Below are 7,790 nucleotides of genomic sequence, written 5' to 3'. Positions count from 1 at the left end.
TCGGACCCGGATCGGACCTGTCGGGCTGCGGCGCGCTCGTCGGATCGTTCGGTGCGGCAGCGGGTTCCTGTCGGCCGGCGTGTACCTGCCTAACATGCCCGTGCGTTCACGTCGGGCTCTGATCGGACCCGGATCGGACCTGTCGGGCTGCGGCGCGCTCGTCGGATCGTTCGGTGCGGCAGCGGGTTCCTGTCGGCCGGCGTGTACCTGCCTAACATGCCCGTGCGTTCACGTCGGGCTCTGATCGGACTCGGCGGGCTGCGACGCGCTCGCCGGATCCTTCGGCGCCGCAGCGGGTTCCTCGACCCCGTCGCGCGGCGTGTATCCGCGCCGGTCGTCGGGACCGGCGAGGAGTTCCTTCTCGTGCGGGGTCAGCTCGGGCACGGTTCCTCCGGTTCTGGTGGGTGGACGAGCTCGACCACGTCGGCGTCGGCGGCGCGGACGTGCAGGCCCGCGGTGCCGGCGACGCGCGCGCCGAAGCTGCCGTCGGGGTTCATCCGCCACGCCGACTCGAGGAACAGCTCGGCGAGCTCCGGATAGGACGTCGCGTAGGAGTTCGCGCCGTACCAGCCGCCGACCCACGTGCCGTCCTTCAGCCGGACGCGGACGAAACACGAGCCGCGCAGCCGGAACATGTGGTCCCACGCGGTCGGCGTGCCGCGGAACTTCGCGCGCAGGCGGCGCCGTTCCCACAGCGACACCGCGCCCGCGGCGATCGCCGGAACCACGACGAACAGCAGCAACGCCCACAGCCCCACGGCCCGCGGTTGCTGGGCGAACCCGTCCCAGCCGCTCGGTTTGCCGCCACGGGCGAGGCGCACCAGCTGTGGACCCGCCGCGACCGCGTACACGCCGTCCAGCAGGACCGACGCGGTGATCGCGCGCAGCACGCGCTCGCCGAGGTTGCGTTCACCGGGAACCGGTCCACGCCAGCGCTCGCGCAGGAACTGGTAGGTGACGCCGGGCAGCACCAGCAGGACGAGGAAGACCACCTGGAGCACGGTGGACGGCGGTTGCCCCACGGTCACATGCCTCTCATCGTGTACCGGTCGATGGCGATTCTCCGCCGCCGCGACGCCATCAGCAGCAGGAGGATCGTCGCGAGCACGGCGCCGGTCAGCACCCACGGCCGGTGCGCGCCGACCCAGGCGCCCAGCGACGACCACTTCCAGATGCCTACCACACCGCAGACGATCCACAGCAGGTCGACCAGCATCCGGCGGCCCGGATTGCCTGCCGCGGCGAACTCGCCGAGCAGCAACAGACCACCCGTCAGCAGCATGAACGCGCCGCGCAGCCAGTCGGCCGAGTCACTGACCAGCACGATCACCAGGCCCGCCACCAAGAACAGGGTGAGGATCGTCGCCCGCCTGCCCGTTTTCGCGGCATCCAGCGGGATGAAGGCGAGGGACAGGGCGACGGTCATGCTGATGACGAGCGAGGCGCCCGATTCGGCGATGAACGAAGTCACGTCGTGTCCCCCTCGGCGTACGAAGCGTGACCAGCGTAGCCGTGGAAGGTGGGGGTCGTGAGTGGTTTCCGCCGGGATAGCGGCGGAAAGCACTCACGACCCCGCGTCGGCGGCGGCCGACCGTGGCGCGGGTACATCGGCCGTCCCTCACTTGTGCAGCCACCGCCCGGGAATCGTTCTCCGGCAACGATGACCGGCACCCACCTCCCCTGTAGTGCCGGGAGGGACCGCTGGCCGTGCACCCGCTGCAAGCGCTTTCCAGCATGACCGAAGATGGATCGTTTGGCAATAAACGTTCTGTGGTGGGTCTGATCACTGCCCGCGATCACGCGTTTGCTAAGGTCAATGCCGAAGACCTTGGACGAGGGGGACGCCCATGGCCGACGCAGAGTTCCACCCACCCGGCGCTCGCGACTTCGAGTTGCCGCCGATCTTCGGGTTCGTCACTAAGCCGATGATCCTGATGGTCCTCTCCATCCTGATCATCATCACGTTCTTCCTGGTCACGAGCCGCAACCTCAGGCTGATCCCGAGCCGCTGGCAGTTCGCCGCCGAGTCCGTGTACGACCTGGGCCGCAACCAGATCGCACGGGAGCAGATCGGCGACGCGGAGTTCAGACCGTATGTGCCGCTGGTGCTGTCGCTCTTCACGTTCGTGCTGGTCAACAACATCTTCGGCCTGATCCCGCTGATCCAGTTCCCGACGCTGGCGCACTTCGGGTTCCCGCTGGCGATCGCGATCCTGATCGTGTTCCCGCTGTACCACTTCGTCGGCATCCGCAAGCACGGCCTGGTCGGCTACCTGAGGAACCAGTTCATCATCCCGGACGTGCCGAAACCGGTGCTGTGGTTGCTGCTGATCCCGACCGAGGTGATCCTCAAGTTCTTCTTCGACCCGGTGAACCTGGCGATCCGGGTGTTCGCCGCGATGTTCGCCGGGCACCTGCTCGTCCTGGTGTTCACGCTCAGTGGCGAGTTCCTGTTGCTGGAGGCGGGTCCGCTGCTGAAGCCGGTGTCGGCCGTCAGCTTCGCCTTCGCCATCGGGATCACGTTCCTGGAGGCGCTGATCATGGTGTTGCAGGCGTACATCTTCGCCACGCTGAGCGCGCACTACATCGGTCGTGCCCTCGCCGCCCACCACTGAGGACACTTGTCGGTCGATCGACCGACAAGTGTCGGGACCTAAGTCCCGAGAAATCCCATTCCGGTAACAGGCTGTATCCGCCATCCGACACGCGGACGTACTCGTACCCGCAAACGGATCGGTGGCTGATGAGGCAGACGGCTCGTCGGGGACTCGCAGCAGGAGTCGTCGGCTCGATGATGTTCCTGGGGGCGCCTGGCGCGCTGGCCACTTCGTTCACGAACCCCGCGGTCACCTTCAGCGGTGACGGGGTTTCGTCGAACGGCGTGTTCTATGCCAAGTCCGGCAAGCAGATCAGCCTCGTCGTCCACACGGACAGCAGCGCGAGGTGCGTCGAGGTGTCCGGTCTGCCGAGGCAGACGGGCGCCAACACGACGTGGACCTTCAACCTGACCACGCCGAACGGCGCGGACGGCGTGCAGTCCAGGACCGTGACGATCGGCGAGGGGTTCAACAGCCAGAACTGCAAGGACAAGGTCGCCACGACGACCGCCTCGTACGTGCTGGACAACACCGGTCCGAGCGCGACCGCGTCGCTGAACCCCGCGCCGAACGCGGCCGGCTGGAACAACGGCAACGTCACCGTGTCGTGGACGGCCAACGACGGCACCGGCGTCGGCGGCGGCTCGACGACCGCGCCGACCACGGTCTCCAGCGACACCGGCGGTCAGACCGTCACCGGGCAGGCGACCGACGCGCTCGGCAACACCGGGCCGGTCTCGTCCGTCGTCGTCAAGCGCGACACCGCGAAGCCGGCGATCAGCGGCACCCGCTCGCCCGACGCGAACGCCGGCGGCTGGAACAACACCGACGTCACCGTGGGTTTCACCTGTTCCGACGCGTTGTCGCAGATCAAGAGCTGCGCCGGCGCCACCACGGTCACCGGCGAGGGCGTGAACCAGTCCGTCACCGGCACGGCCACGGACAACGCCGACAACGCGCAGACCACGACCGTCGGTGGCATCAAGATCGACAAGACGGCCCCGGTCATCACCGCGAGCACGAAGCTGCCCAACGGCACCCCGTACGTTCCGGGCACCTGGACCAACCAGAAGGTCACCGCGTCCTTCGACTGCAATGACGCGCTGTCCGGTGTGGCCACCTGTATCACCGCGACCTTCCTCAACGGTGAGGGCGCGGACCAGACGGCGAACAGCTACGGCCGGGACTTCGCGGGCAACATCGGCACCGCCCTGGTGACGAACATCGACATCGACAAGACCGCGCCGGTCACCAGCGCGATCGCACCGCAGACGGCGTGGAACAACACCGACGTCACGGTCAACCTGACCGCGAACGACGCGCTGTCCGGCGTCCAGGCGACGTACTACAAGGTCAACGGCGGCCCGATCCAGAACGGCGCGCAGGTCCCCTTCAGCGCGCAGGGCACCTACGTCCTGGAGTACTGGAGCACGGACCACGCGGGCAACACCGAGGCCGCCAAGTCCGTCACCGTCAACATCGACAAGACGCCGCCGACGATCACGCACACCCAGTCGCCGGCCGCGAACGCCAACGGCTGGAACAACGGCGCCGTCACCGTGACCTTCACCTGTGGTGACAGCGGCGGCTCCGGTGTCGCGAGCTGCGGCCCGAACAAGACCGTCAGCAGCGAGGGCGCGAACCAGGACGTCACCGGCACGGCGAAGGACAACGCGGGCAACGAGACCTCCGACCCCGCGACCGTCAGCATCGACACCACGAAGCCGACGATCACCGCGACGGTCGGTGGCACCGCGAGCAACGGCTGGTACAACCAGGACGTCACGGTGACCTACGAGTGTGCCGACACGCTGTCCGGTGTGGACAGTTGCACGGCCACGCAGACCCTCGGTGAGGGCGCGAACCAGACGGCGACCGGCACCGCCACCGACGCCGCAGGCAACAGCGACACCGCGAGCGTCAACGGCATCAACGTCGACAAGACCCCGCCGACGCTGACCGGAACGCCGAGCACGACCGGCTGGAGCAAGGACGACGTCACGGTCTCGTGGAGCTGCACCGACTCCGGTTCCGGTGTGGCCACCGCGACGGGCCAGGAGCTCGTCACCGGTGAGGGCGACAACCTGTCCGCCTCCGCCAGCTGCACCGACAAGGCGGGCAACACCGCGACGAAGACGGTGTCCGGCATCAAGATCGACCGGGCCGCGCCGAACTCCAGCGCCACCGTCGCCGCACCGTTCGGCAGCGGCTGGTACGCCGACACCGTCGACGTCACGCTCAACGCCGCGGACGCGCTGTCCGGTGTCGCCGCGACGCACTACCGCGTCGACGACGGCGCGATCCAGGAGTACACGGGCACCTTCGCGTTCACCGCGAGCGGCAAGCACGTGATCACCTACTGGAGCGACGACAAGGCCGGCAACACCGAGGACGGCACCGGCAACGCGCTGGCGCTGTGGATCGACAACGCCGCGCCGTCCATCAACGGCAGCCGCACGTCGGCCAACGGCAACGGCTGGAACAACACCGACGTCACCGTCTGGTTCGACTGCTCCGACAGCCAGTCCGGGATCGCGAGCTGTGCCGAGCCCGTCAACGTCACTCAGGAGGGCGCGGATCACAGCGTCAGCGGCACCGCGGTCGACGGCGTCGGCAAGAGCACGTCCACGACGGTCGAGCACATCAACATCGACAAGACCGCGCCCGAGCTCGTGGGTTCGGCCACGCCCGGCTGGCACAACTCCGACGTCACCGTGCACTGGACCGCGCTCGACGGACTGTCCGGTGTGGACGAAGCCACCGTGCCGTCCGACAGCGTCGTCACGGGTGAGGGCCGGAACCTGTCCTCGAACTCCGTGACCGTCAAGGACAAGGCGGGCAACGAGAGCGCGCTGACGTCCGCGACCGGCGTGATGATCGACCGGCACGGCCCGGTCATCACCGGTGGGCCGATCACGTCGCCGAACGCGGCGGGCTGGTACCGCGACGAGGTCGTCATCGACTTCTCCTGTGCCGAGCCGAAGCTGGCCGACGGCACCGACGGTTCCGGCATCGGGACCTGCCCCGGCACCACGGTGCTCAAGGCCGACGGCGCCGGCCAGTCCGCGACGAGCGGCCCGGCGACCGACGTCGCGGGCAACCTGACGCCCGGCAAGACCGTCAGCGGCATCAACATCGACGGCACCCCGCCGAGCACCAGCGCCAACAACCAGTGCACCAAGACCAACGGCTGGTGCACCGGCTCCACGGCGAACGTCGTGCTGACCGCGTCCGACGGCCTCTCCGGCGTCCAGGAGATCCACTACAAGGTCGACGGTGGCGCGGAGCAGGTCACCGCCGGTGCGAGCAAGATCGTCTCGGTGCCGCTCGACGGCAGCGGCGCGGGCACCGTGACCTACTGGGCCGTGGACAAGGCGGGCAACGCCGAGGCCGCGAACTCCGTGTCGCTCAAGTGGGACAACATCGCCCCGGCGGTCACCCACACCACGTCGCCGGCGCCCAACGCCGACGACTGGAACAACAGCGACGTGACCGTGCACTTCACCGCCAAGGACGACGACGCGGGCTCCGGTCTCGAAGCCGGATCCGTCACGCCGGACGTCGTGGTGAACACGGACACCAACGGCCAGGTCGTGACCGGCTCGGCGAAGGACGTGGCGGGCAACGTCGGCACCGACTCGGTGACGATCAAGCTCGACAAGACCATGCCGACCATCACCGCCGAGATCGTCGGTGGCGCCAAGCCCTGGTACACCGCCCCGGTGAAGGTGCACTTCACCTGTGCGGACTCGGGTTCCGGCATCCCGGCGACCGCGTGCCCCGACGACGTGGTGGTGAGCGCGAACGGCGCGAACCAGTCGGTCACGGGCTCGGTCACCGACCGGGCGGGCAACACCGCGACCGCGACCGTCACCGGTCTCAACGTCGATACCGAGGCCCCGGTGTTCGAGTCGGTCAGCGTCGCCGACGGCGCCGTCTACAAGTTCGCGGCACCGGCTCCTGGCTGCACCGCCAAGGACACCGTGTCCGGTGTGGACAGTTGTGTCGTGGTCGTCACCGCGCTGGCGGACCCCGGTGCGTACGCCTTCACCGCGACGGCGAAGGACAAGGCCGGCAACACCAGCACGCGGTCCGGTAGGTACCAGGTCCAGCTGTACGACTTCGGCGGGTTGCTGCAGCCGATCAACGCCACGGGCACGCCGAGCGTGTTCAAGGCGGGCAGCACGGTCCCGGTGAAGTTCCAGCTGCGCAACGCGGCGGGCGCGCTCGTCCAGTCGCGGACCGCCCCGCAGTGGCTCGTCCCGGTCCGCGGTGGCCTGATGACCGCCCCGGTCAACGAGACGGCCGTGACCGACGCGAGTACCACCGACGGCGTCTTCCGCTGGGACGCCACCGCACAGCAGTACATCTACAACTGGCAGACCAAGGGCCTGAGCGCCGGTTACAACTACCGGATCGGCTTGAAGCTCGACGACGGCCAGACCGCCTACGTCACCGTGGGCCTGAAGTAGTAACCGGTGCCGTTATGGCCACCATCGCGGACCTCAGGTCCGTGATGGTGGCCATAACGGTCCTTCAGCCTGAGCGGTGGCAGACCAGGTAAAGGCTTTCCTCCGGGGTGGCGCCGGGAAAGCTCGGCGTGAAGACGGGCCGGCTGCGGCGGACCACCCGCAGCCCGGCATCGGTCAGGTGCTCGACGAACCGCGTCTCGGAGAAGCTCGACACCACGATCTGCTGGCCCATCCACGGCAGGGTCACCTGTTCCGCGTCGACGGCGACCGTCGCGAGGAACAGGTGGCCGCCCGGACGCAGCCACGACCGGAAGCGGTGCAACGTGTCCACGATCTCGGCCTGCGGCATCTGCAGCAGGGAGAACACCGCGCACACCAGGTCGTAGGAGCCGTCGGCGGCGACGTGGTCCCGCACGTCGATCTTGTGGAACACCGCGTCCGGCACCTGGGAAGTCGCGAGGTCCACCATCACCGGCGACACGTCGATGCCGGTCACCTTCATGCCCGCCTTCGCCAGCGTGCGGGCCACGGGAACGCCGGTGCCGCAACCGACGTCGAGGACCTGCGCGCCGGAGGGGAGTGTCGCGGCCAGCCAGGCGAGTGTTCCGTGCAGAGCCGGCTGGTGTGACCATGCCCGCTGGTACTCGAGTCCGAGCGTGTCGAAGACCTCGGCCGCTTCCATGACTTCCCCTGCTCTGCCGCCCGACCTGATCGACTCCCG

The 7,790-nt window shown here is 68.5% G+C and carries 6 protein-coding genes; 2 read left to right on the top strand and 4 right to left on the bottom strand.

The window, feature by feature from the left end; all coding sequences use genetic code 11:
- Positions 1 to 228: 228 nt before the first annotated feature.
- The 3 genes from QSK35_RS09865 to QSK35_RS09855 are packed head-to-tail and all read right to left on the bottom strand — an operon-like array spanning position 229 to position 1,471.
- On the bottom strand, positions 229 to 384 hold the full coding sequence (locus tag QSK35_RS09865; protein WP_285744435.1) for a hypothetical protein: 156 nt from the start codon (positions 382 to 384) through the stop codon (positions 229 to 231).
- The gene (locus QSK35_RS09860) at positions 372 to 1,028 is read right to left on the bottom strand and encodes a DUF6338 family protein (protein WP_285744434.1); all 657 of its coding nucleotides are present in this window, start codon (positions 1,026 to 1,028) and stop codon (positions 372 to 374) included. The genes QSK35_RS09865 and QSK35_RS09860 overlap by 13 nt, the downstream gene beginning before the upstream one ends.
- On the bottom strand, positions 1,025 to 1,471 hold the full coding sequence (locus tag QSK35_RS09855; protein ID WP_285744432.1) for a hypothetical protein: 447 nt from the start codon (positions 1,469 to 1,471) through the stop codon (positions 1,025 to 1,027). The genes QSK35_RS09860 and QSK35_RS09855 overlap by 4 nt, the downstream gene beginning before the upstream one ends.
- A gap of 376 nt (positions 1,472 to 1,847) precedes the next feature.
- Here QSK35_RS09855 and atpB point away from each other — a divergent pair, with 376 nt between their 5' ends.
- Entirely contained in the window at positions 1,848 to 2,615 is a 768-nt protein-coding gene (gene atpB / locus QSK35_RS09850; RefSeq protein WP_285744430.1) for a F0F1 ATP synthase subunit A, read from the top strand.
- Between the two features lie 176 nt (positions 2,616 to 2,791).
- Entirely contained in the window at positions 2,792 to 7,069 is a 4,278-nt protein-coding gene (locus QSK35_RS09845; protein ID WP_285744428.1) for an OmpL47-type beta-barrel domain-containing protein, read from the top strand.
- Positions 7,070 to 7,133: 64 nt separating this feature from the next.
- On the opposite strand, the gene QSK35_RS09840 is transcribed toward QSK35_RS09845, so the two are convergent.
- Complete coding sequence (locus QSK35_RS09840; RefSeq protein ID WP_285744426.1) at positions 7,134 to 7,751, bottom strand: class I SAM-dependent methyltransferase; 618 nt, start codon at positions 7,749 to 7,751, stop codon at positions 7,134 to 7,136.
- Positions 7,752 to 7,790: the final 39 nt, after the last annotated feature.

It is taken from the genome of Lentzea sp. NBRC 105346, assembly GCF_030269605.1.
In the GTDB taxonomy this organism is placed as follows: Bacteria; Actinomycetota; Actinomycetes; order Mycobacteriales; family Pseudonocardiaceae; genus Lentzea.
The sequence above is the reverse complement of the archived record's forward strand: the minus strand, read 5'-3'. Positions and strand labels throughout refer to the sequence as shown.